The 378-nt window shown below is 57.7% G+C and carries 1 protein-coding gene; it reads right to left on the reverse strand.

Annotation, left to right across the window (positions count from 1 at the left end):
• Positions 1 to 300: IS5 family transposase (locus HL666_RS33875; RefSeq protein WP_246741689.1), on the reverse strand; the 300-nt coding region annotated here is incomplete at its 3' end.
• Positions 301 to 378: the final 78 nt, after the last annotated feature.

Below are 378 nucleotides of genomic sequence, written 5' to 3' on the forward strand. Positions count from 1 at the left end.
CTGATGGGCGCGGACGATAGAACTGTCGATCAGCGCCATCGACTGCGGCGAGCGAGCTGCCAACACCTCGAAAATCTGGACCCAAACGCCTGCCTTGGCCCAGCGGTTAAAGCGGTTATAGACCGTCGTGTAAGGGCCATAGCGTTCTGGAAGATCTCGCCAGGGCGAGCCTGTCCGCAGCACATAGAAGATGCCGTTGAGAACCCGCCGGTCGTCGACCCGACCGACACCGCGTGGCTTATTCGGCAGCAAGGGCTTGATCAAAGCCCATTCTCGATCGCTCAGGTCAAACCGCGCCATGTCCACCCCCCAAATCACCTAAGGGGAGTGAATCACCGTTCGTCAGCTAACGGAATCCATTTATGAGTACAGATCCTA

It is taken from the genome of Bradyrhizobium aeschynomenes, assembly GCF_013178945.1.
In the GTDB taxonomy this organism is placed as follows: domain Bacteria; phylum Pseudomonadota; class Alphaproteobacteria; order Rhizobiales; family Xanthobacteraceae; genus Bradyrhizobium; species Bradyrhizobium aeschynomenes.